Source organism: Rahnella sp. PAMC25617, from assembly GCF_050606005.1.
Lineage (GTDB): Bacteria > Pseudomonadota > Gammaproteobacteria > Enterobacterales > Enterobacteriaceae > Rahnella > Rahnella variigena.
Genome location: NZ_JBOCUM010000006.1, coordinates 112,158 through 135,325 on the forward strand (window position 1 = coordinate 112,158; position 23,168 = coordinate 135,325).

A 23,168-nucleotide genomic window follows, 5' to 3' on the forward strand; every position below is an offset into this window, starting at 1 on the left:
CACTTTCAGCCACATGGCTCTGTACATCGCGCCGTAAAAAGGTCTAACCTTTATTGAAGCTATCTGTTTGTTCTGACAGAGATCGTCGTTAACGTATTGGGAGGAAGTATGAAATTCCCTAAAGGCAGCATCGTTAAACACAGATCCGGAGATATCAAAGGTCGCATTATGAATACCTTCGAATCACAGACAGGCACCGTGTCCTATTTCGTTTCCTGGGAAGATGGCAGCAGCAGTCTGCATAAAGAGGACGAATTACACTGGGCCAATATTGACGTCGCGATCAGGATTAAAAACTTCTACGAAAAGTAGCGGTTCCCCTCTTCTGTCAAAGCCCTTTGTAAAGCTTCGCGTTTTGACGTTATAACATTGGATTGATTGATAGTTTTTCGTGTATAAATTCGGCCAACCAATTTATCCGTACGCGATTATTTCGCGGAGAAATCAATGCGCAGAAGAATTCGTTTCCTCATGGACCGCGCCGTTATTGTTTTAGGTCTTTTTGTCATGTGTCTGGTCGTTAAAGCAGGGATGTTTGGCGTGGCATTGCTGACCTGGGGCTGAGAAGTCATTCCGGTTAATGACGACTGTAATCTCCCGCAGTTATCCCGCACTTATAAAGAACGAAGAATAAAAAAAGCCCCGCCAAAGTGACGGGGCCTGGTACTTGCGCAGGGCGACGCAATAAGGGTCGTGTGACCCGGTTAAACTTTAGAGTTATTACGCCGAGCGGGATACTTCATCGTCGAACTGCAATGTTCTTTTCATTGCGGCAACAATATCGCCGTCCACGCAATAACGACTGAATTCATCAAAATCGGTGTCAGAACTCATCGTGACACCGGCTTTGCGGTAACGCATAGAAGAAGGCACCTGACGTCCAGCCGAGCTGTGCAATTCAGTCAGCCCGATATCCACAAACTTTTGCAGATTGGTCAGTCGCACGCCCGCGCCAGCCATAATGATTGGACCACGCGTCAGCTGGTTGAGTTCCCGAAGCATCGGTAAACCTACTTCTGCATTTTGTTGCTGTCCGGAAGTCAGAATGCGCGCCACCCCTAACTGAGTCAACTGCTCTAACGCAATCTTCGGATTGAGACACATATCGAACGCGCGATGGAATGTCACGGCCATATCGCCGCACAGCGCCATGACTTCCCACATTCTCGGCATATCGATATGCCCTTCCGCATCCAGCATACCGACGACCAGTCCCGGAAAACCGAGATCACGAATGCAGGCGATGTCACTTTTCAGCACATCAAATTCGCTCTGGCTATAGCAAAAGTCACCCCCCCTTGGACGTACAATCGGATGTACCGGGATTGTCACTTTTTCCCTCGCCAGTTTAAGGGTACCGTAACTCGGCGTAATCCCGCCGTCAGCCTGACTCGCACATAATTCGACGCGATCGGCTCCGGCTTGTTCTGCTGTCAACGCACAGTCTACGCTGTAACAACACACTTCTAATTTAGTCATGTGATCTCTCCTGATTACGGCATTATGCTACAACACTTGTCTGTAACCGGCCATGTCGCGTAGGCTTTGAGATGAGCATCCCCGCCCAACCTGCTTGCTTAGGAAAGCTAACTATGACACTCAATTTTGATTTATGGGTAGACCGCAGTCACAGTGATAGCGTTAAGTGGAATAAATACAATAATCAGGATGTCATTCCACTTTGGGTAGCCGATACCGACTTCACTTCTCCGCCTCAGGTTATCAAAGAGTTGCAGCAACGCGTGGCAGAAGGCGTGTTCGGTTATGGTTTTACGCCGCCGGAACTGATTGATTTAGTGGTAAAACGTCTGGCAGAACGTTATGGCTGGGCTATTGAGCCCGAATGGATTGTCTGGTTACCAGGGCTGGTGTGCGGATTAAACGTCGCCGTGCGCGCCAACGTGAGTCAGCATGAGACCAGCCTGATGCCCACGCCGATTTACCCGCCGTTTATGCAGGCAGCGCAATCCGAAGGGCGTCAGTTTAAATCGGTTAATGTAATTGAGCAGAATCAGCGTTGGGTGGCCGATGTCGCCGCTGCCGAAAATCAAATGGATGGCAGCGAAAAGTTGTTGATGTTATGTAACCCGTATAATCCGGGCGGAACGGTATATCGCCGCGAAGAGTTGCTGGAACAACAGGAGTTCGCCCGACGCCACAACTTAGTGGTGTGCTGCGATGAAATTCACTGCGACCTGATCCTCGAACCGGGGCTGAAACATATCCCGTTTGCCTCGCTCAATGCCGATGCAGAACAGCGTTCCATTACCCTGCTGTCGCCGTCGAAAACCTTCAATCTGGCCGGTCTCGGCGCCTCAATGGCCATCATCCCTAATCCTCAGTTACGGAAAAACTTTCTCGATACCAGCGAAGGCATCGTTCCGCACGTCAATATTCTGGCCTATGTCGCTGCGACCGCCGCTTACCGTGATGGAGAAGAATGGCTCAGCGCACAACTCGACTATTTGCGCGTAAACCGGGAATTAGTGACAGCCAGAATCAACGCCATGCCGGGATTACGCATGCTGCCACCGGAAGGCACGTATCTCGGCTGGATTGATGCCAGCGCATTGCCGGTTCAGGATCCGTACCGGTTCTTTGTAGAAGCTGGCGTCGGATTTTCCGGCGGCGCAGCATTTGGTGCTCCCGGTTTTGTGCGCATCAATTTCGGTTGCCAGCGGGCATTGCTGGAAAAGGCAATGGACCGCATGGAGGCCGCCTTGCAGTCGCTCGAACGTTAGCCTTCAGCCTTCTCGCTGGCAACAATATCGCGCAAGCTGTGGGGATGGAATTTGATGGTCACTGACCCGTCGGTGATCGCCAGCGTCGGGTTAGGCAACCGCTCATTCTCGCCCTTTGGCGCACTTTGTTTCAGTTTTATACCGGGCGTCATCAGCGCTTCGTCGGCAATCAGTGCCAGCGCCCGCGTATACAAATCGTCCTCGTCACCTTCCAGGACAATCTCAATGTGCTCCCAGCCTTCATGCGGATAGCGCTTATCTCCCGGATATGGCAATTCCACCAGATCGATACTCAGCGGCCCGACAACCAGCGGCTCGTTGAGAGTAAACAGGCAAATCGGCCTGCCGTTAATCATCGTTTCATTAAGCAGTTGCCCGCATTTTTCCAGCCCGGCGCGCCACCGGTCCGCTGTCGTATTCTGGTGACAGCGCACTGAAATATGATCTGCATGAAACTCGCCCAGATTGATCTGCAATTTTGCGGCAAACGCCGTCAAAACGCTGACAAACGGCGGCATATCGTCGGCTAAATCCTGTAACTCAGGCACTTGGTTCATGGCAGGTATCCTATCTCATTTCAGTTTGCTTATCTTCAGGGTCGGGTAATTTACACAGCCTTTCATCCGGTTGCCAGAGACGCGCCGCAGAATCGCGTTTTCATTGCCGTCAGGCGTGCGGCGATACTGACGTCGCAGGGCTAATATGATATAAACACGCATCATTTTAGGTTCATCCGCATTGGGATGAACAGCAAACAACTCCATTCCTAAATAAAGGTACTTCGGTGAATATTCAGTCACTTCTTTCAGAAAAAGTCAGCCAGGCGCTGATCGCAGCAGGCGCCTCCGCCGACAGCGAAGCGCAAGTCCGTCAGTCCGCCAAAGCGCAGTTCGGCGACTATCAGGCAAATGGCGTAATGTCCGTGGCAAAAAAACTGGGTATGCCACCACGACAACTGGCAGAGAAAGTGGTTGAGCTGTTAGATCTGAACGGTATCGCATATAAAGTCGAAATCGCCGGTCCGGGATTCATCAACATTTTCCTCGATCCTGCGTTTGTTGGCGCGCACGTTGACAGCGCTCTGAACGACGAAAAGCTGGGCATCACGCCGGTTGAACCGCAAACCATCGTTATCGACTATTCCGCGCCAAACGTGGCGAAGGAAATGCACGTCGGCCACATCCGTTCCACCATCATCGGTGACGCCGCCGTGCGCACCAATGAATTCCTCGGCCATAAAGTGATCCGCGCTAACCACGTCGGCGACTGGGGCACGCAGTTCGGGATGCTGATTGCTTATCTGGAAAAAGTGCAGAACGAAAATGCCGGTGACATGAATCTGGCGGATCTGGAAGAGTTCTATCGCGCAGCCAAGAAAAACTACGACGAAGACGAAGCCTTCGCCGAGCGCGCACGTGGTTACGTGGTTAAATTGCAAGGCGGCGACGAATACTGCCTGCAAATGTGGCGCAAACTGGTTGACGTGACCATGAAGCAAAACCAGCTGACGTATAACCGCCTGAACGTGACCCTGACAGAAGATGATGTGATGGGTGAAAGCCTGTACAACAGCATGCTGCCTGGCATTGTCTCCGACCTGCAGGCCAAAGGGCTGGCAGTCGACAGTGAAGGCGCCGTGGTCGTTTATCTGGATGAATACAAAAACAAAGACGGCGACCCGATGGGCGTTATCATCCGTAAAAAAGATGGCGGCTACCTGTACACCACCACCGACATCGCCTGCGCGAAATACCGCTACGAAACACTCGGTGCCGACCGCGTTCTGTATTACATCGATTCCCGTCAGCACCAGCATCTGATGCAGGCGTGGACCATTGCGCGTAAAGCCGGTTACGTGCCGGATTCTGTGGCGCTGGAACACCATATGTTCGGCATGATGCTGGGCAAAGACGGCAAGCCGTTCAAAACCCGCTCCGGCGGCACAGTGAAACTGTCTGATCTGCTGGATGAAGCAATTGATCGCGCGCGTAAGCTTATCACCGAAAAAAATCCGGAAATGAAAGACGCTGCTGAACTGGAAAAACTGGTGAATGCCGTCGGTATCGGCGCAATCAAATACGCTGACCTGTCAAAAAGCCGTACCACCGATTACGTCTTCGACTGGGATAACATGCTGGCGTTCGAAGGTAACACTGCGCCCTACATGCAATATGCTTATACCCGCGTGGCTTCCATCTTCAAACGTGCAGAAATCGACGTGAACAGCCTGACCCAGCCAGTTGTGCTGAGTGAAGAGCGCGAAGCCGCGCTGGCAACCCGCCTGTTGCAGTTCGAAGAAGTGCTGACTGTCGTCGCCCGTGAAGGCACGCCACACACCATGTGTGCGTACCTGTACGACGTGGCAGGCCTGTTCTCCAGCTTCTACGAGCATTGCCCTATCCTCAACGCAGAAGACGAAACCAGCCGCAACAGCCGTCTGAAACTGGCATTGCTGACACAACGCACGCTGAAAACCGGTCTGGATACACTGGGTATCGAAACTGTAGAACGTATGTAATTCGCAGTATTTCGATATTAAAAAAGGGCGCTCAAGCGCCCTTTTGTGTTTCCAGAGTTTCCAACAAAAATACTATTCCTCAAATTCTGTTTATACCGTAATATTCTCAACGCATTTAATCGCTTAGGAAAGCGATCTTCAAACTGAAAAATAGATTTTCATTTAAAGGAATAGTAATGAACAATTTTCAAAACAAACCCTCTACGGCTTTTATCTTTGCATCCTGGATCGCATTATTAGGCGGCTTTATCATTTTTCTGATTGGACTCAACAACGCTCAGATGCAGCTTAATGAAAAAGGCTATTATTTCGCTGTACTGATACTCGGATTATTCTCTTCTGTTTCCCTGCAAAAACATGTTCGTGACAAGCTGGAAGGCCTGCCAACCACGACATTGTATGCAAACTTATGCTGGGCCGCATTTGCTATCGCCGTTGCCTTAATGTGCATAGGCTTATGGAATGCAGAACTAGCGATGAGCGAAAAAGGATTTTACGGCGTGACATTTTTTATGTGCTTATTTGGGGCTACTGCTGTGCAGAAAAACACACGAGATATGGCCGCGATAAATCCTAAAAATACGCAGGAATATTCCGATAGAGAAAGTAATACCAGCGAAGAATAAAGTTATCTTGATCGCATAAAGAAAAACCCGCCGAGATATAGCGGGTTTTTTCTTATTTATTTGCTGAATAAGAAAGTCATCAATCCAGACGTCTCGCAAATTCTTTCACGCGGAAGCCCAGCAGTCCGAGTACGGCAAAATATGCCACCACGCCCACCAGAACCACCGCCACCAGACGCGCCAGACGATATGCCATACCGCCCACGTCCCACGCTGGCATCACATACATCATGCCCAGCAGTGCCGCGGACATCGCTATCACTGCCACAAACAGTTTGATCAGGAACGTTCTCCAGCCAGGTTGAGGCTGAAAGATATCCTGCTTGCGCAGTTGCCAGTACAGCAGCGAAGCATTCAGGCAAGCTGCCAGACCAATCGACAGGGAAAGTCCCGCGTGTTTCAGCGGTCCGATAAAGGCCAGGTTCATCACCTGCGTCATCAGCAAGGTAATGATGGCAATTTTCACCGGCGTTTTGATGTCCTGACGGGAATAGAAGCCCGGTGCCAGCACTTTCACGACGATAAGACCCATCAGGCCGACGGAATACGCCACCAGCGCACGTTGCGTCATCGAGGCATCAAACGCACTGAATTTGCCGTACTGGAACAACGCGACTGTCAGTGGTTTCGCCAGAATGCCCAGTGCGACAGAGCTTGGCAGCGCCAGCAGGAAGCACAGACGCAAGCCCCAGTCCATCAGGCGGTTGTATTCGCCATGATTACCGCTGGAGAAACTGCGTGCCAGTGACGGCAGCAGTATGGTGCCCAGCGCCACGCCCAGCACGCCGGAAGGAAACTCCATCAGGCGGTCAGCGTAATACATCCATGAAACGGAACCGGACACCAGAAATGACGCGAAGATCGTGTTGATGATCAGGGAAATCTGGCTGACGGAAACCCCCAAAATCGCGGGTCCCATCTGGCGCATCACGCGCCACACACCGGCGTCTTTCAGATTCAAACGTGGCAGCACCAGCATGCCGATTTTCTTCAGATGCGGCAGCTGATAACCGAGTTGCAGCAAACCACCAGCCACCACCGCCCAGGCCAGCGCCAGCACCGGCGGATGGAAGTACGGAGCAGCAAACAACGCAAAACCGATCATGCTGACGTTCAGGAACGTCGGCGCAAACGCCGGTATAGAGAAACGGTTCCAGGTATTGAGTATCGCACCGACCAGCGATGCCAGTGAAATCAGCAGGATATACGGGAAAGTAATACGCAGCAGCGAACTGGTTAGCGCAAATTTATCCGGTGAATCAACAAAGCCCGGCGCCGTAATATAAATTACCCACGGTGCGGCAATCATGCCCAGAACGGTGACAATCGCCAGAACCAGCGTCAGTAAGCCGGAAACGTAAGCGATAAAGGTGCGGGTGGCTTCTTCGCCCTGCTGGGTTTTGTACTCAGCCAGGATCGGCACGAAAGCCTGAGAAAATGCGCCTTCGGCAAAAATACGGCGCAGCAAGTTGGGAAGTTTAAACGCCACAAAAAAGGCGTCTGTGACCATTCCGGCGCCAAATACACGTGCCACAATGGCATCGCGGGCAAAACCTAATACACGTGAAAACATCGTCATGGAACTGACGGCTGCCAAAGATTTAAGTAGATTCATGTCACTTTTCTTGTTTACCGGTTAGCTGATAAATGAGTCAGTTAAACAACCACGCCTGCATCAGCAGGCGTGAAAGATGAACCGGCATGGCTCAAAGATGCGCTTAGTCTACGCATCCGCCATGCAATAGCCACCGGCAGTTGTTTTATGTTGTTATAGAGTGTTAACCGCGCCATCCCGCACGGCTTTTCCGTTAAGCACTCAGGTTAAGAATTCAGAATTTTCTCGATCATCGCCTGCGCATAAATCGCCTGCTCACCGCTGGTTTCCGGCGCAGTTTGATTGTTCACACAATCGACAAAGTGTTCAATGGCCCCGACAAATCCGCGCTGCGCCAGCGTACTTTGCCAGCCCGGCACCGGCAGTTGCGTCAGAATATCCTGCTGTTCTTCGCGCCAGATTTGCATATTGTCCAGCTGATACACCGCGCCTTCCGTTACCGCCTGAATACTCTCACGGGCAGTTCCCGCACGGCGATGCATGGATGTTGTCACCAGCGTTTCGCCACACAGGAAATGGTGTTCGCCGTAGAGCATCTGGTCTGCTTCGTTAATCTGAAGCAGACCGCTTTCCAGAGTGGCATTTCCGCCCGCCAGCCATAGCGCGGTATCAACCACGTGCAGATAATCGTCCAGCAAGGTAAAACGCAGATCGTTTGGTCCGACGCTGTTGGTCCGGTGTTTATCCATGCGTAATGATGCCGCATCCTGCATGTTCTCTTTAAGCTGGCGATACAACGGCGCGAAACGGCGGTTAAACCCGACCATCAGCGCTTTGCCTGCCTTTTGCGCCTGTTCTACCAGCTGTTCAGCCTGACCAAGTTCTGCCGCCAGTGGTTTATCGACATACACATGCACGCCCTGCGCCAGCAACTGCCCGACCACCTCGTAATGGCTGGCGGTGCTGCTGTGAACGAAAACCGCATCACACTGACTGGCCAGCTCATCTATACGGGAAAAACAGGCCATGCGGTAACTGTCACAAACGGCCTGTGCTTTTTGCTGATTCGGAGAAAATCCGCCTGCCAGCGTCCAGTTTTCAGCGTGGCTCAGCACTGGCAGATACGCTTTCTGCGCAATCCCGCCCAGTCCGATAACACCAATTCGTAATTTACTCACAACCCGCTCCTTTTAATCAGCCAGGTGTTGCAACAAATTTTCCAGACGCTGTTTCAGCTCAGCGACTTCTGCTTCCAGCGTTTCTACTCGCGCAGCCAGATCTGCACTTTCGGGCGCTGAACTGAATAATGGCTCTTCAGCGGCACCGGCCACGTTGCTGACTTCTCCGCTGAAAAGATGCATAAACCGGCTCTCGCGCTTACCCGGTTCGCGGGCCAGACGCACACAGAACGGGCCGTCTTCACGGTTCGTCAGTTCAGTCAGGGTTTGTTCTACTTCGGCAACATCGGAGAAATCATGCAAACGGTTGGTGCGGGTTCGCAGTTCACCGGGCGTCTGTGCGCCGCGCAGCAACAGCGTGGTGACCACCGCCACTTCCTGCGGGGAAAATTTGAGATTACCGAACTCGGAATTACAGAAACGATGCTCGTACTTCATGGTGCGCGAGCCGCTCAGGGTGCGGATGATGTGCTTGCGCAGCAGTAAATCCAGCGTCTGCTGCACCTCACTCTCGCTCAGTTCCATCACCGGTTCGCGGTTGGTTTTCTGATTGCAGGCCGTGGTCAGGCCGTTGAGGGTCATCGGATATTGTTCTGGCGTGGTGAGTTGTTTTTCAAGCAAACAGCCCACGACACGGGCCTCCCGGGCGCTGAGTTCGTGTTTCATACTGCTCTCCTTATCGGGACGGGGGTGTCCATTCTTGCCAGGTTAGTGCTGTCAGCACGTGATCCTGCCACTTGCCGTCGATCAGCAAATAGTCTTTCGCGTAGCCTTCACGTTCAAAACCGAGACGCTCCAGCAACTGACCACTGCGTTTATTGTGAGGCATGTAATTCGCCATGATGCGGTGCATCTTTTGCTGGCGCTGCATATAGCGGATAAGCGTCTGCAACGCTTCCTGCATCAGGCCTTTGCCCTGCCATTCCTGACCGAGCGAATACCCGAGGAAACAGGCATGAAAAGAGCCACGCAGTACGTTGCTGAAATTCGCCACACCCATCACCCGGTTTTCATCGGGATCGAGCAAAATAAAGTAATAGGCGCTGCCCTGCTTTTGCATCTCGGTAATCAGCCCGAGGCGAGCCTGCCATCCGGAGGGATAACAATGGCTTTCATCCCTGACCGGCTCCCAGGGTTTCAGAAACGCACGATTCTCGGCGTAGTATTCAGCCAGCCGGTGCGCATCACGGTCATGAACCAGGCGCAGAACCATCCGGTCTGTGGTAAGCCGCACCTTTGGCACGGCAGATTTGTAGCCAAACATCCCTTCCCTCCACATCCCGCATGGGTCGATAAATAGAATTTATAGGAAACGACAGATCATCGCTAATTCTGCCAGTCAGAACGCGGCTTGACGATAAAAAAATATTATCAATAGCGCCCTATCTAAATGCCTGTTTCCGGTTCAGACTGGGGGCGTCTTTTCTCCTTTCTGTATCTGCCGGACAGGATACAAATAATCGCTCATGGTGAAGCATGTCTCTGGTATCACAAGCTCGGAGCTTGGGTAAGTATTTTCTGTTATTAGACAACGCGCTGGTTATTTTAGGCTTTTTCGTGGTTTTTCCGTTGATCTCGATCCGATTTGTCGATCAGCTTGGCTGGGCAGCGATGGCCGTCGGTCTGGCGCTTGGCGTTCGTCAGCTTACACAACAGGGATTAGGCATTTTTGGCGGAGCGATTGCTGACCGGTTCGGCGCAAAACCGATGATTATCACTGGCATGTTATTACGTGCGGCGGGCTTCGCCACCATGGCGATGGCCGATCAGCCGTGGATCCTGGTCGGCTCCTGTATTCTCTCCGGCCTCGGCGGCACGTTGTTTGATCCGCCACGTACCGCGCTGGTGATCAAACTGACCCGTCCCCACGAGCGCAGCCGTTTCTTCTCCCTGATGATGATGCAGGACAGTGCCGGTGCTGTGATTGGCGCACTGATCGGCAGCTGGCTGTTGCAGTACGACTTTCATTACGTCTGCTGGGTCGGCGCAGCCATTTTCTGTCTTGCCGCAGCCTGTAACGCCTGGCTGTTACCTGCATACCGTATTTCCACCATGCGTACCCCGATGCGCGAAGGCATGATGCGCGTGTTGCGCGACCGCCGTTTTCTGGCTTATGTCCTGACGCTCACCGGCTATTACATGCTGACCGTGCAGGTGATGCTGATGCTGCCTATCGCGGTCAATGATGTCGCGGGCAGTCCGTCGGCGGTGAAATGGATGTACGCCATCGAAGCCGTGCTGTCACTGGCATTTTTATATCCGATTGCCCGCTGGAGCGAAAAACGCTTCCGCCTCGAGCAGCGCCTGATGTTTGGATTGCTGATCATGACACTCAGCCTGTTACCGGTCGGTCTGGTTACCTCAATCAATCCGTTATTACTGCTGATTGGCTTCTTCTATATCGGTTCCATCATTGCCGAACCGGCGCGTGAAACCCTCAGCGCATCACTGGCGGATTCCCGCGCACGCGGCAGTTATATGGGCTTCAGCCGTCTCGGTCTGGCACTCGGCGGTGTGATTGGTTACACCGGCGGCGGCTGGATGTACGACACAGGCCGGGCACTGCAACTGCCTCAGTTACCGTGGTTTCTGCTCGCCGTTGTCGGCTTTATCACCCTCACCGGTTTGTACTGGCAATTCAATCTGCGCCGTATCGAACCGGCCATGCTCAGCGGGGGCTGATCTCTTACTCATTTTTTTAATACCCAAAATGATTGGCGTTGTAACAAGGCGGCAAGCGAGTGAACCCCGATGAGCTGACAAAGGTCAGTGATTCGGGTAAACGAGCGTAGCCAACACAGTGACAGCGACAAGCATGACGGGCAGGTTTGATCTCACCCGCATCTATACCCATACTGAATCATAGCGTTAGATAAAATCCGAACCTACATCCGGCAGTTTTCATGCACCCTACAGGTCACCGCCGGCGACAACAGGAGCTACGAACTATGAGACTTTACGTTTACGAACATTGCCCTTTCTGCGTGAAAGCACGCATGATTTTCGGTTTGAAGAACCTCCCGGTTGAAATCAAAGTGCTGCTCAATGACGACGAAAAGACGCCGGTTTCGATGGTGGGCAAAAAGATGGTGCCTGTCCTGCAAAAAGCCGATGGCGGCTTCATGCCTGAGAGCATGGATATCGTGCATTACATCGACAAAAGCGACGGCAAGCCGCTGCTGACCGGTCCGCTGAATGCGTCAATTGCCGCGTGGTTGCGTCAGGTTTCTGAATATACCGGACGTCTGCTGCTGCCGCGTTTTGCTGCCGCACCATTGGAAGAATTTTCCACGCCGGAAGCGCGTAAATACTTCTCCGATAAAAAACAGGCCGCCAGCGGCAGTTTCGCAGAGCATCTGCAACATTCCGAAGGGCTGGTGAAGAAGATCAGTCAGGATTTGCGAGCGCTCGACAAGCTGATCGTCGAGCCGAATGCGGTGAACGGCGAGCTTTCTGAAGATGACATTAATCTGTGGCCGCTCCTGCGTTCGCTGACAATTGTACAGGGCATTGACTGGCCTTCGCGCGTGCAGGACTATCGCGACAATATGGCGAAGCAAACGCAGGTCAATCTGCTAACTCGCCTCGCGAGCTAAGCACATCTTACTTAGCTGCCGGAAGTGCGCTTCCGGCAATTTTCCCTTTTCTTCCCTGCCTCCGGCACTTAGGCTAATCAGCGTTGTCTGATTGGAGCCATGACGCTTTCGGGTCATGCTGACAAAATAGCATTTACGTAATGAGGGAAGAATGACAAAGCGATTTCTGGGTGCCGCAGTCCTGATATGTGCCAGTTTACTGGCCGGTTGCAATCAGCTGACGCAGTACACCATCAGCGAGCAGCAGGTGAATGATTACCTGCAAAAGAACAACAACTTCGAGAAACAGTTGGGTGTTCCCGGACTGGTAGATGCAAAACTGATCCTGACCAATCTCAGCAGCCAGATTGGCCGCGCAGAACCCGGCATCGTGACCCTGACCGGCGACGCGCATGTTGATATCTCTTCATTGTTCGGTCCGCAAAAAGCCGATATGCGCCTGACCCTGAAAGCGCATCCGACGTATGACCGTGAGAAAGGTGCCATTTTCCTGCGTGATATGCAGGTGGTGGATTACACCATCAAGCCGGAAAAAATGGATAACGTGATGAAAGGCCTGATGCCTTATCTGAACAACTCACTGAACACCTATTTCAACCAGCGTCCGGCTTATGTGCTCAATGGCGATCACAGCAAAGGCGAAGCGATGGCGAAGAAACTGGCCAAAGGCATTGAAGTGAAACCGGGGCAGTTAGTGATACCTTTTACTGATTAGTCTTAGTCAACCGATAATAAAAAGCCCGGCGTGATTGCTCACCGCCGGGCTTTTTACGTTCTGTCGTCCGGATTACTGGTCGTCTTCTTCAGCATCATCCAGCTCTGGCGGCAGCTGCTCTTCAAGTTCGTCACGCATCGCCTGCAAAGCTTCACGACTGATTTCAGACAGTGTGCGGTAGAAACCGCTGGTGGCATGGGCCTCAACTTTACCAAGGAATTTGCCGCACCACGGGAACAGGAATTCATCAAACAGGGTGATCTGCGCGCTGACTTCATCTTCCTTCGATTGATCTTCCAGCCAGGAAGCTGCCAGCAGCATACCGCCAAAATGATCGGCAGGCGTTTCACCCAAAGGCATTCCGCGCTGTTGCAGGAATGTACGCACATCCATTTCATTTGCACCGTCAACATAATCACTGCGGAACGGCGAAACCGCGCATTCTGAGCCGACAAAAAGACGGTTAAATTCAGCGGCCAGTGCTTCGGGATTGGCGCTTTCCTGCAAACGGACCAGTAACGCATCCTGTTCCAGCGGCCAGTGTTCACGCAGCTTGCCGTCCTGAATCAGACCAAACAGCGGAACCAGTAACGGATCCTGCGGCTGACGGTAAAACAAGGTGCCCAGCACGCGGCAGACAATCGAAAATTCATTCATAACAGTAACCTGATAAGACAATGAAAAGGGTTAATCACCCGCAATTTGGTCGCGACAATGTCACAGTTCGCTTAATTCAGCAATGGGCGCGCGGCCACGTGTTTCAAGAAAATCGAGAAAACGACGCGGGCTGACGTTAAGAATACGATCTTCCGGGAAATCAATTTCACGCAGGATACGTTCGCAATGTTCAAAGCCGCCGAGCGAGTAAGCAATGTGCGAATCTGATCCCAGCGCCAGCCAGCCACCGGCTTCTTTGACTGCCAGCGCAATGGCGCGGCAGTTAGGCTCGCTGCCCACGCGGGAATGAATAAACGAGGAGTTATTCAGCTCCAGCGCGACGTTATATTTCGCGGCAGCGGCCGCCACAGCAGGAATATCAATCGGGTATTTCGGGTTACCGGGATGCGAAATAATATGCACTTCACCGCCCGCCATTGCCGCAATGACCGCCGCAGTATGGGTTTCTTTATCAACCGGTTGCATCACCGGTTCATGGAAACCAGCAATAATGACGTCAATTTCTTTAAGCATCGGGCCGGTACAGTCGATATCACCGTTAATGTTTTTGATATTCGATTCAATGCCGCGCAGAATGCCGATTCCGTTCACCAGACGCGGCCAGACCCGCATATTCATAAAGTGCCAGTAGTGCGGTGCATCGGCCATATCAGGGCCATGATCGGTGATGGCAAACAGCTTAATGCCCTTTTCCGCTGCCTCATCAATGTAATCATGTAACGTGCTGTAGGCGTGTGTGCTGGCAACAGTATGCATATGTAAATCAACCGGGTACGGCATGTGCTCTCCTTGAAGTCTTCCGCTGCGGCGAAATAACCGCAGCATTTATAATGTTAGCAGATGAATGTCAGTAACCCCGACCGAGATCGACGCGTCCTTTCGGCTCACGCCCCGCTTCTATCGCCAGAATATTGCTGACGATGCTGTCCATGGCTTCTTCCGGCAGCGTATCAGCAGCGACGTGCGGCGTAATACTCACGCGCGGATGCGACCAGAACGGGTGCATACCCGGCAGCGGCTCTTCGACGAAAACGTCAAGCGCGGCAGCCGCTATTTGTCCGCTGTCGAGCGCTCGCAGCAAATCGCCTTCCACCAGATGTCCGCCCCGGCCAAGGTTAATCAGATACGCATTATGCGAAAGATTTGTGAACAGTTGATGATTGAGAATACCGGCGGTGTGTGGCGTATTTGGCAACAGATTAATCAGCACCTTGCAGTCACTGGCAAAAGCCGCCAGTTGATCGTCGCCATAGAAACTCTGTACGCCTTCCTGCGACTTGACGCTGCGGCTCCAGCTGCGCACGGTAAACTGCATATCCACCAGCGCCTGCGCCACGCTGCTGCCGAGTACGCCAGCACCGAGAATACCGATGGTGAATTCACTGCGGGAATGCGGCGAAAGCGGACGCCACTGTTTTTGTTGCTGGAACAGCTGATACTCGTCCATCCGCCGGAAATAACGCAGTACGCTGACGAGCGCATATTCCTGCATCTGTAATGCCATGCCGGTATCTTCCAGGCGCAGTAATGGCACACCGGCAGGCAATGTGCCCGGCTGACGCTGTTCCTGCGTGAGAATGGCATCGACGCCCGCCCCCAGCGCGAAAATGCCTTTCAGCGCAGTGCGCGGCGCGAGCATGGCGTACGGCGGCCGCCAGACCAGGGCGTAATCTGCCGGTTCATGATCATTAGCATTCCACGCGCGCACGTTGGCCTGCGGTAATCTTTTTGTTATTCCGTCAATCCAGGGTTTTGCATCAGATGTAGGGTGGTAGAAAATAATGTTCATCGGGAAAGCCTCCTGTGAGCGGATAGATTTCCCTGAATATCATCGGGATGCAACCCTGTGACGCAAAAAAGAACAAGCCCCGAAGAACGGGGCTTGTTAAATGATGTGCTGTGATGACAAAAATCAGGCCACAGAAGGCTCGCGGTGGATCATCCGGCGCAGCAGCGGAATAAGAATGAGCAGCACAACACCCGTCGCAACAGAACCCCAGCCCAGTGCGTTAAACACCTGACTGTATCCCGGATTGGTCAGCAACGGCGTACTGCCGGCATTTTGCGGCATCAGTCCGGAAATGTAGCTTGCCAGCACCGACGCCACGCCGGTCACCATCATCCAGCAGCCCATCATCACGCCCTGGTAACGCGGCGGCGCCAGTTTGCCGATCATCGCGTAACCGATAGGTGAAATCAGCAGTTCACCGATACTTTGCAATACATAGCTGATGGCAATCCATTTAAACGCCACCAGCCCGTCACCGCCCGCGAGATGAATACCCAACGGCAGCACCAGCATGCCTCACCCCATGCAGAAAAGAGAGGCCGAGAACTGCGCCGGAATATCAATGTTCCAGCCGCGCTGACGCAGACGGTTAAACCACAGCGCCATCAGCGGCCCGCCGATGACGATCACCACGGTATTAATGTTCTGGATCCACTGCGGTGCGACGCGAATACCGTACACATTCAGGTTGATGTTATTTTCGGAGAACAGCATCAGCCCCATCGGCGCGAGCTGATACAACATCCAGAACACCAGTGAGCCCAGCGCCAGCAGCAGATAGGCTTTCATGCGGCGACGCTCATCGGCATTACGATGGCGGAACGTCACCACCGTCATTAGCGCGAAAATCACAATACCCAGTGCTACCACGAAGTAACTGCTGAATTCTGCGTGGGTCAGCAACATGCGGATCACCGGCACCAGCACGATCAGAATGGCAATACCCACCGCCAGCCGGCGCAACCACTGACTGCGGCTGACCTCTTTGAGCGGTGTACTGATGTCAGCCAGAATTGACCAGCGGGAAAGCGTCACGACAATGGCAGCCACATTACCCAGCGTGGCGAACAGGAACAGCGCGCGATAGTTTTCACTCAGCTGGAAATAACCGGCCACTGCGAAACCAATAAAGAAGCCGAGGTTCATCCCGGCGTAGTTCCACAGGAAGGCCGATTCGCGACGGTCATCATCTGGTGCAAAGCGCTGTGTCAGCATCATGTTCAGGCAGGTAACGTTCAGCCCGCTGCCGGTCAGGAACATCGCCAGCCCCCAGTACAGCCCCGTCACGCCTTCCATCGCAATCAGCGCGCAGCCAAACACCTGCAACACCATGCCGAGCACGAACAGATTACGGTTGCTGAGATAACGTCCGCCAAGATAGCCGCCGAACATATGCAACCCGTAGTTGAATGCGCCGAATACGCCCATGATGGCGTTGGCGTTATCTTCACTGAAGCCGAGTTTTTTGGTGGCGTATAAAACCAGCGTGGAATACAGCACCGCAAAACCGAGCGTCGCGAATGTCTGAACGAAGAATAATGTGCCCGCCCCGGCAGGTATTGCCGTCCGGTGTTGCGACGTCGTCGCGTTATTTGACTGACTCAAGAATAACCCCTGCCCTTATGTGATAAACAAACTCTGCTTCAATCGGTGACTTGTACAGTTCTTATGCGAAGCATTTTTTAACAGTGCATTGTTATACCGCTACCACCCGCGATTACCACAACATATCTTGCTATTTCGCCGTAACAAAAAGTGTTTGCCGGATAATTGTGCTTTTATGCAAAATCCCTAATTACTTATGCATTCTGATAAGCAATTTTAATCACGTCCGGCAACCAGATAACCGTTGTTCATCCTTCACGCGCTTTTTGTTCTGTAAATCATCAGATTGCTCTAAGTTTGTCTAATCGGCACGGATCCTGCAAAAGAGGGTTGACGCTGAGCTCACTTTTCCCTACATTAGCGCCGGTCAGCAGCACTGCGGTGCAGCCGACGACTGGAGAGGTGTCTGAGTGGCTGAAGGAGCACGCCTGGAAAGTGTGTATATGAGCAATCGTATCGAGGGTTCGAACCCCTCTCTCTCCACCACATTAAAGAAAAAAGGTTCTGATGAAAATCAGGACCTTTTTTTTTGCTTCAGACAATCGGCACAGGCAACTCAGATAATCGTATAGCCGCCGTCGACGATAAGATTTTCGCCGGTGATCATCCCGGCCTTTTCGCTGACCAGATAGGCTACTGCGCCGGCAATTTCATCCGGCATCGCAAATCGACCTGCGGGAATTTTTGCCGTCATGGCCACCGCTCTTTCACCCTGCCAGTAGCGTTTACCTAATTCCGTTTCCACCACCGTCGGTGAAATCGTATTAACGGTAATGCCAAATTGCCCCCACTCCGCCGCCAGCACTTTTGACGCGATCACCAGACCGGCCTTGCTGGTGCAATACGCCGCATGATTCTCCAGCGCAATAACACTCGCCTGCGAGGCGATATTCACAATGCGCCCGTATTGCTGAGCAATCATGTACTTTCCGGCAGCCTGCGAAAGAAAATAAGGTGCGGTCAGATTCACTAACAATGTGGCATCCCAGCTCTCTTTTTTCACCTCAGAAGCCGCTTCGAGAATGCCTATTCCGGCGTTGTTCACCAGAATATCAATCCGTCCGTAACGGCCGATAACCTGCTCAATCAGCGCGGGAATGGCGGCGATGTCTGACAAGTCAGCCGCGATACCGAACCCGTCACCGGTCAGTTTCTCTGCCTGGGCAACAACCTGTGGATCCTTATCCACCATCACGACGGTTGCGCCGAGCTGGATCATCAGCTCAGTGATTGCCAGTCCGATCCCTGCCGATGCGCCTGTCACGACGGCAATTTTACCTTTAATGCCAAAAAATTCGTTGATGTTCATTTTTCTTCCTTTAATGAGAGAGAGGTCAGGTCCGTTTCTGTCTTTGCCGGAACCCGTGCGGGCTGTGGATTGCGGATAAACCAGGTCAGAACACCGCCGATGAAATAGAGCGCCGAGTAGCAGATCACCACCGTTTTGATATCAAACGAGGCACTGAACAGTACCGTAGCGATAGCCGGACCAATAAAATTGCCGATACCACCGCCGAGATTCTGCACAGAGATCGCCGCGCCTTTATGCTCAGGTGCCAGCATCGGGAAAATCGCGCCCATCGGCACAAAAGAGGTAATCGTGAAGGCCAGCAGCAGCCCGAAGAAAATGGCCATACCAAGATTTGCCGGGAAATATAAAGGCATGAAATAAAAAAGCAATGTGGTGATGGTGCAACCGAAGAAGCCAACCCAGCGCATCTGGAACAGCCAGCCAATACGGTCACCGATAATCCCCCACAGCACATTAGTCACCGGCTGAACCAGGAAAAATATGCCCCAGATACGCATCCATTGCTCAGGGGTAAAACCGACGTTTTGTGAGGTGTAGTGCAGCGGCATAAAGATAGGAAATCCAAACAACGCGAGGTTACAGAGAATGCGGATAATCAGCGCCAGACAAATATCTCTGTTGGCAAATATCAGGGTAATACCACGGCTGATTTCCAGCAGTTTCGCCGCGCCCGGCATCGCCGTTTTATTTTGCGAGGGCAGCTCTTTCAGCGTTAACAACGCTATTGCACCCCCGACGATCACCCACGCCAGTGACATCCACAATGTGGTGAGGAACCCCCACAGAGGAATAGTCACGCTCGGCAGAAACGACGCAATGATGCCGTAACCGATGGTGAACATCGACCAGATCCAGCCCGTCGCCGACGCCAGCCTGTGTGAAGGTGTTCTTTGTACTACCAGCACATAGAATGCGTAGAAGAACAGCGGATAAGCGAAACCGCGCAGCGCATAGAACACCAGAATCAGGGGATAGTTTTTGGCAGCGAGTCCAAAGTGGATAAACAGCACATGGAACACGACCCACCAGACTACGCCCAGCGCCATGATTTTGCGCGGGCCGTAAATCTCGCTGATGCCACCGGACAGCCAGCTGGCAATGGCGGCAGTGATGGCATAAACGGTGAATACCATTGCGCTTTGCGAAACGTTAAATCCGATATCAATGATGTATTTCGATAAAAAGGCCAGTTCGACGCCATCGCCGGTCATAAATATAGCAATGGCGATATAGCCCCAGAAAAGTTTGACGGGCATACCAAAGACAACTTTCGACATTTCTGACGGGTTTTCAAAGGCAGGTGATGAGGTTGAAGTCATTTCCGCTGTATCCTGATTTAAAATTATTGTTAGGAAGGGACGCGGATTGAGTATAAAAAACAGGCAAAAGGAAACCTTTCCCTGTCTGCCAGCAGTTCCCGATAATGGCACTGAGGGATAATGACTATTGAGGTGCTTCACAGAGTGGAGATTCAGCAGGCTGATGCTGCATAGAGTCTGAGCGGCTGGCACAAAACGCCGAAAATTTTCTTGACCCTTCGCGGCTGTCTCCCTATAGTAGCGCCCCGTTGCAACGCATGCGCTGTAACGAACACGGTGAGGTGTCTGAGTGGCTGAAGGAGCACGCCTGGAAAGTGTGTATACGAGAAATCGTATCGAGGGTTCGAACCCCTCTCTCACCGCCAAATTAAAGAAAAAGGGTCCTGATGAAAATCAGGACCCTTTTTCTTTTGGTGAAGATCATGTACTCAGCGGATAAACCGGCTTCTTTTGGCACTCAGTGGCTGATTTATCCATCGCCCGGCGAGCCATTCAAATTCCTGATAAGTATTATCCGATTTCAATTCTTCCCGCAGAGCTTTAATTAAAGGCTCAGCAATGTTCCAGGTGTCGATCACGGTCGAATAAGAAGTGCGTTTAATCATATCTTCATCATAAATACCGCTCTGAATGGTCACCGCAACACGCTCATAAAAATTAAGAATGTATTGGAACTTACTACACTCACGGATTTCCTCTTCAGTAAGCGGTGAAGCTTCCGGTGGAAATACAAATGAGCGGAAAGACTTTCCTGAACTATGTACCTTTTTCAGTACTTTCAATGACTGGGCATAGCGGGTATCTGTTCGACTTTCAAAAAGAAAAACAGCTGTCTGAGTTCTTTTTGCAATACGGACGTTATAAACAATCGTGCCTATAGCGACAAAGACGCTGATAAGCAGAATGATATTGCTGATGAGTTGCAGTTCTAACGCGTCAAATTTCATGATTTTCATCCATGAAAAAGGCGGGATTCCCCGCCTTATTGAGATCAGTCTCTTTTAAAACCAATCGTATTCGTCATACATCATGTTCATATGATCCTCCCTGAGCCGTTTTTATAACGTTTTCACGTTACAAAAACATGCAATGAATTCAACATCATGCCGAATCCGATGAGCATAAAGTACGCACAAGGTCGCTAACTTGCAATACTGTATGAACAATTCAGGAAGACATCTCGCAAAAAATCACATCTTCACCAGCATCAGCCCTGCCCTTAATCCTAACGCGACATTAGGATTGGGAAACAACACAACCTCCTCGTCTGCTTCGACCTGGTAGGTTTTGCCGCTTTCCCGCGCGATAACAAAACCTTTGCTGAACGCCGTAAAATTCAGGGCATCGGGCGGGACATACAGCTCAAAATCTTCCTGTGAGCGGATCACATCCTGCACCACGCGGTAATGCACCAGCGGCGCGGCGGCTTCACGGACGGGCAACGGTTCACCGCTTACCAGCGTTTCCAGTGCGCGGCGGATACCGGTGAATTGCGTATGATCGTTACTGCCAAACGGCAGCGCCTTGCCCAATTCCAGTGTGCAACTGTCAGCCTTAAACACATCGCTGCTGAAATGCGTAAAAGTACCGCCCGGCGACCGGTGATGCACCAGCGCATCCAGCCCGGCGGCATCCAGCCACGCCAACATCGCTTCGCTTTTCGGACGCGCCTGAAGTGGCAATAAACCAAAACGGACATGTTGTGATCCGCGGATCGCCGTGTGCAAATCATAATGGTATCGCTGCATGGCTCCCGCAGCCGCAGCACTGCGGTAAAACAGCGCCATCACCTGTTCGAGTTCCTGCGCCCGTCGGGTTTCATCATTCGGCGTATAACGCGCATGACGCCCGCCGAACATGCGGTTCATGTCCGCATCGACAAACCGCTTATTGATGCGCATGGAAGGCGGATTGCCCAGCAAAACCAGCAACCTGACGCGCAGCTGCCGTTCGCCTGAAAGCAACTCGCTGACCAGCTGATTCAGCAACTCAACCGGCGCGGTTTCATTGCCGTGGATACCGGCGGAAATGACCACAGCCGCTTCGCAGGGCTGACGCGGTGACAGCTCGAGAATGCCCTCACCGCGCCACTGCCAGTCCAGCGTTTCGGTTTGTCCGGCAGGCTCTGTCAGAGCATCGCCGGAAAGCGTCGTCGCCAGTAAATCAAACATATCTCACTCCTTTGAGGTTCAGCGCTGGAACGGATAAATCGCACCCAGCCCCAGAATATTGGTCAGTTCGTCAAGCGCAGTACGCACTTCGGTCAGAAGCTGCGGATCGGCCAGATCTTTCGCCTGCATCCGGTCACGGTAATGCGTATCCACCCAGGTATTGAGCCGGGTAAACTGACTGTCGCTCATCAGCGAGGCCACGTTCACGGCGTTCAGTTCGTTGCGGTTGAGCGCCACCCGCAGGCGCAGACACGCCGGACCACCGCCGTTACGCATACTTTCCCGCAGATCAAACACTTCAATCTGGTCGACGGGCCCGCCGCTGTCTTTCAGCGCCGACAAATAGGCCCACACACCCGCGTGCTGGCGAGACTCTTCCGGCACCACCAGCATCATTTTCCCGTCCGTTTTGCTCAGTAACTGGCTGTTAAACAGATAGGTCGCCACCGCATCATCGAGCGACACTTTCGACTGCGGCACTTCAATCGGCTGAAAATCCAGCTCAAGCGCCGCCATTTTTTTGCGGATTTCGGCCAGTGCTTTATCTGAATTCACAAACGCCTGTTCATGATGGAAAAGCACGTTGCTGTTGCTGACAGAAATCACGTCGTTATGAAAAACGCCGCTGTCGATGGCGTGCGGATTTTGCTGGATAAACACCGTTCGCTTTTCATCAAGCTGATGTAAACGCGCCACGGCGTCACTGGCTAAACGGGTCTGACGTGCCGGATAACGTAGCGGTTCATTCCCGTCGTTCACCAGCCCGTCACGGCCATAAACAAACACCTGCACGCCGGGTTTATCGTATGCGCCGCATAAACGGTTGTGATTGGCGGCGCCCTCGTCTCCCAGCGCCGCCACCTGAGGCAATGCGTCGTGATGGGCAAAATATTTATCCGCGTGGAATGTGGCACGCAAAATCGCAGATGTGGTTTCAGCCTCGATTGCACGATGGAATTTATTGTTCAGGTTCGCGACGGTGAAATGCACGCGCCCGTCGGCGCTGTCCGCCGAAGGCGAAACGGTTGCCGCATTCGCGACCCACATGGCAGACGCCGAACTCAGCGATGACAGCAAACGTGGCGAATACGCCTGAGCTTTGGTCAGCACCTCACGGTCGCTGCCACCAAAACCCATTTTACGCAATGTGCTCAGATGCGGACGCTCATGCGGAGGCAAAATCCCTTGCGCAAAACCCAGGTCAGCCAGAGCTTTCATTTTAAGCAGGCCCTGTTTCGCCGCCAGACGCGGATTGGCGACTGCATTCTGATTTTTGGTCGAGGCTTCGTTGCCAAACGACAGCCCCGCATAATGGTGCGTTGGCCCGACTAATCCGTCGAAATTTGCTTCACATCCAGACATTCC

The 23,168-nt window shown here is 52.5% G+C and carries 21 protein-coding genes, 2 tRNA genes and 1 pseudogene; 9 read left to right on the forward strand and 15 right to left on the reverse strand.

Annotated elements, in window-relative coordinates:
* The first annotated feature begins 108 nt into the window (after positions 1–108).
* Positions 109–312, forward strand: coding sequence for a hypothetical protein (locus tag ACM615_RS06480; RefSeq protein ID WP_112288239.1), 204 nt, complete (start codon positions 109–111; stop codon positions 310–312).
* Between the two features lie 408 nt (positions 313–720).
* On the opposite strand, the gene cutC is transcribed toward ACM615_RS06480, so the two are convergent.
* Entirely contained in the window at positions 721–1,479 is a 759-nt protein-coding gene (gene cutC / locus ACM615_RS06485; protein ID WP_112288240.1) for a copper homeostasis protein CutC, read from the reverse strand.
* 113 nt (positions 1,480–1,592) lie between these two features.
* Here cutC and ACM615_RS06490 point away from each other — a divergent pair, with 113 nt between their 5' ends.
* Complete coding sequence (locus ACM615_RS06490) at positions 1,593–2,741, forward strand: MalY/PatB family protein (protein WP_431011665.1); 1,149 nt, start codon at positions 1,593–1,595, stop codon at positions 2,739–2,741.
* On the opposite strand, the gene ACM615_RS06495 is transcribed toward ACM615_RS06490, so the two are convergent.
* Positions 2,738–3,298 (reverse strand): VOC family protein, encoded by a 561-nt coding sequence (locus ACM615_RS06495; protein WP_431011666.1) that lies wholly within the window; start codon positions 3,296–3,298, stop codon positions 2,738–2,740. The two genes, ACM615_RS06490 and ACM615_RS06495, sit on opposite strands and share 4 nt — an antisense overlap.
* A gap of 227 nt (positions 3,299–3,525) precedes the next feature.
* Between ACM615_RS06495 and argS the strand changes: the two genes are divergently transcribed.
* The gene (gene argS / locus ACM615_RS06500; RefSeq protein ID WP_431011667.1) at positions 3,526–5,259 is read left to right on the forward strand and encodes an arginine--tRNA ligase; all 1,734 of its coding nucleotides are present in this window, start codon (positions 3,526–3,528) and stop codon (positions 5,257–5,259) included.
* 176 nt (positions 5,260–5,435) lie between these two features.
* On the forward strand, positions 5,436–5,885 hold the full coding sequence (gene yiaA / locus ACM615_RS06505) for an inner membrane protein YiaA (RefSeq protein ID WP_129638633.1): 450 nt from the start codon (positions 5,436–5,438) through the stop codon (positions 5,883–5,885).
* 79 nt (positions 5,886–5,964) lie between these two features.
* On the opposite strand, the gene murJ is transcribed toward yiaA, so the two are convergent.
* The 4 genes from murJ to rimJ all read right to left on the reverse strand — a co-directional run bounded on the left by murJ (position 5,965) and on the right by rimJ (position 9,882).
* A complete protein-coding gene (murJ, locus tag ACM615_RS06510) occupies positions 5,965–7,500 on the reverse strand; it encodes a murein biosynthesis integral membrane protein MurJ (RefSeq protein ID WP_431011668.1) in 1,536 nt (511 codons plus the stop codon).
* A gap of 206 nt (positions 7,501–7,706) precedes the next feature.
* The gene (locus ACM615_RS06515; protein ID WP_431011669.1) at positions 7,707–8,618 is read right to left on the reverse strand and encodes a Gfo/Idh/MocA family protein; all 912 of its coding nucleotides are present in this window, start codon (positions 8,616–8,618) and stop codon (positions 7,707–7,709) included.
* Positions 8,619–8,630: 12 nt separating this feature from the next.
* Complete coding sequence (locus ACM615_RS06520; RefSeq protein ID WP_132963876.1) at positions 8,631–9,284, reverse strand: YceH family protein; 654 nt, start codon at positions 9,282–9,284, stop codon at positions 8,631–8,633.
* A gap of 10 nt (positions 9,285–9,294) precedes the next feature.
* A complete protein-coding gene (gene rimJ / locus ACM615_RS06525; protein ID WP_013575017.1) occupies positions 9,295–9,882 on the reverse strand; it encodes a ribosomal protein S5-alanine N-acetyltransferase in 588 nt (195 codons plus the stop codon).
* Positions 9,883–10,094: 212 nt separating this feature from the next.
* On the opposite strand from rimJ, the gene mdtH reads away from it, so the two are divergent.
* The 3 genes from mdtH (at position 10,095) to ACM615_RS06540 (ending at position 12,929) form a co-directional block, all read left to right on the forward strand.
* On the forward strand, positions 10,095–11,300 hold the full coding sequence (gene mdtH / locus ACM615_RS06530) for a multidrug efflux MFS transporter MdtH (RefSeq protein WP_431011670.1): 1,206 nt from the start codon (positions 10,095–10,097) through the stop codon (positions 11,298–11,300).
* Between the two features lie 266 nt (positions 11,301–11,566).
* Positions 11,567–12,214, forward strand: a complete 648-nt coding sequence (gene grxB / locus ACM615_RS06535) for a glutaredoxin 2 (RefSeq protein ID WP_129638629.1) — start codon at positions 11,567–11,569, stop codon at positions 12,212–12,214.
* A gap of 151 nt (positions 12,215–12,365) precedes the next feature.
* A complete protein-coding gene (locus tag ACM615_RS06540) occupies positions 12,366–12,929 on the forward strand; it encodes a lipoprotein (protein ID WP_120162656.1) in 564 nt (187 codons plus the stop codon).
* Positions 12,930–13,001: 72 nt separating this feature from the next.
* Here ACM615_RS06540 and ACM615_RS06545 read toward each other — a convergent pair whose 3' ends face one another.
* From ACM615_RS06545 to ACM615_RS06560, 4 genes and pseudogenes are all read right to left on the reverse strand, one after another.
* Entirely contained in the window at positions 13,002–13,586 is a 585-nt protein-coding gene (locus tag ACM615_RS06545; protein WP_112288251.1) for a TorD/DmsD family molecular chaperone, read from the reverse strand.
* Positions 13,587–13,646: 60 nt separating this feature from the next.
* Positions 13,647–14,387: a phosphatase gene (locus ACM615_RS06550; protein WP_120161875.1), complete on the reverse strand. Its 741-nt coding sequence runs from the start codon at positions 14,385–14,387 to the stop codon at positions 13,647–13,649.
* A 67-nt stretch (positions 14,388–14,454) separates the two neighbouring features.
* Positions 14,455–15,396, reverse strand: a complete 942-nt coding sequence (gene ghrA / locus ACM615_RS06555) for a glyoxylate/hydroxypyruvate reductase GhrA (RefSeq protein ID WP_431011671.1) — start codon at positions 15,394–15,396, stop codon at positions 14,455–14,457.
* Between the two features lie 123 nt (positions 15,397–15,519).
* Positions 15,520–17,001 (reverse strand): annotated as a pseudogene (locus ACM615_RS06560) (peptide MFS transporter).
* Between the two features lie 396 nt (positions 17,002–17,397).
* On the opposite strand from ACM615_RS06560, the gene ACM615_RS06565 reads away from it, so the two are divergent.
* A tRNA-Ser gene (locus ACM615_RS06565) sits at positions 17,398–17,487 on the forward strand.
* A 70-nt stretch (positions 17,488–17,557) separates the two neighbouring features.
* On the opposite strand, the gene ACM615_RS06570 is transcribed toward ACM615_RS06565, so the two are convergent.
* Both ACM615_RS06570 and ACM615_RS06575 read right to left on the reverse strand, forming a co-directional pair.
* Entirely contained in the window at positions 17,558–18,310 is a 753-nt protein-coding gene (locus tag ACM615_RS06570; RefSeq protein WP_132963873.1) for a GolD/DthD family dehydrogenase, read from the reverse strand.
* Positions 18,307–19,632 (reverse strand): MFS transporter, encoded by a 1,326-nt coding sequence (locus tag ACM615_RS06575; RefSeq protein WP_431011672.1) that lies wholly within the window; start codon positions 19,630–19,632, stop codon positions 18,307–18,309. Before ACM615_RS06575 ends, ACM615_RS06570 begins: the two co-directional genes overlap by 4 nt.
* Before the next feature lie 275 nt (positions 19,633–19,907).
* On the opposite strand from ACM615_RS06575, the gene ACM615_RS06580 reads away from it, so the two are divergent.
* A tRNA-Ser gene (locus ACM615_RS06580) sits at positions 19,908–19,997 on the forward strand.
* Positions 19,998–20,060: 63 nt separating this feature from the next.
* On the opposite strand, the gene ACM615_RS06585 is transcribed toward ACM615_RS06580, so the two are convergent.
* The 3 genes from ACM615_RS06585 to astB form a co-directional block, all read right to left on the reverse strand.
* Positions 20,061–20,579: a DUF4760 domain-containing protein gene (locus ACM615_RS06585; protein WP_431011673.1), complete on the reverse strand. Its 519-nt coding sequence runs from the start codon at positions 20,577–20,579 to the stop codon at positions 20,061–20,063.
* A 243-nt stretch (positions 20,580–20,822) separates the two neighbouring features.
* Positions 20,823–21,803, reverse strand: a complete 981-nt coding sequence (gene astE, locus ACM615_RS06590) for a succinylglutamate desuccinylase (RefSeq protein ID WP_159281553.1) — start codon at positions 21,801–21,803, stop codon at positions 20,823–20,825.
* Positions 21,804–21,821: 18 nt separating this feature from the next.
* Entirely contained in the window at positions 21,822–23,165 is a 1,344-nt protein-coding gene (astB, locus tag ACM615_RS06595; protein ID WP_431011674.1) for an N-succinylarginine dihydrolase, read from the reverse strand.
* Positions 23,166–23,168 lie beyond the last annotated feature (3 nt).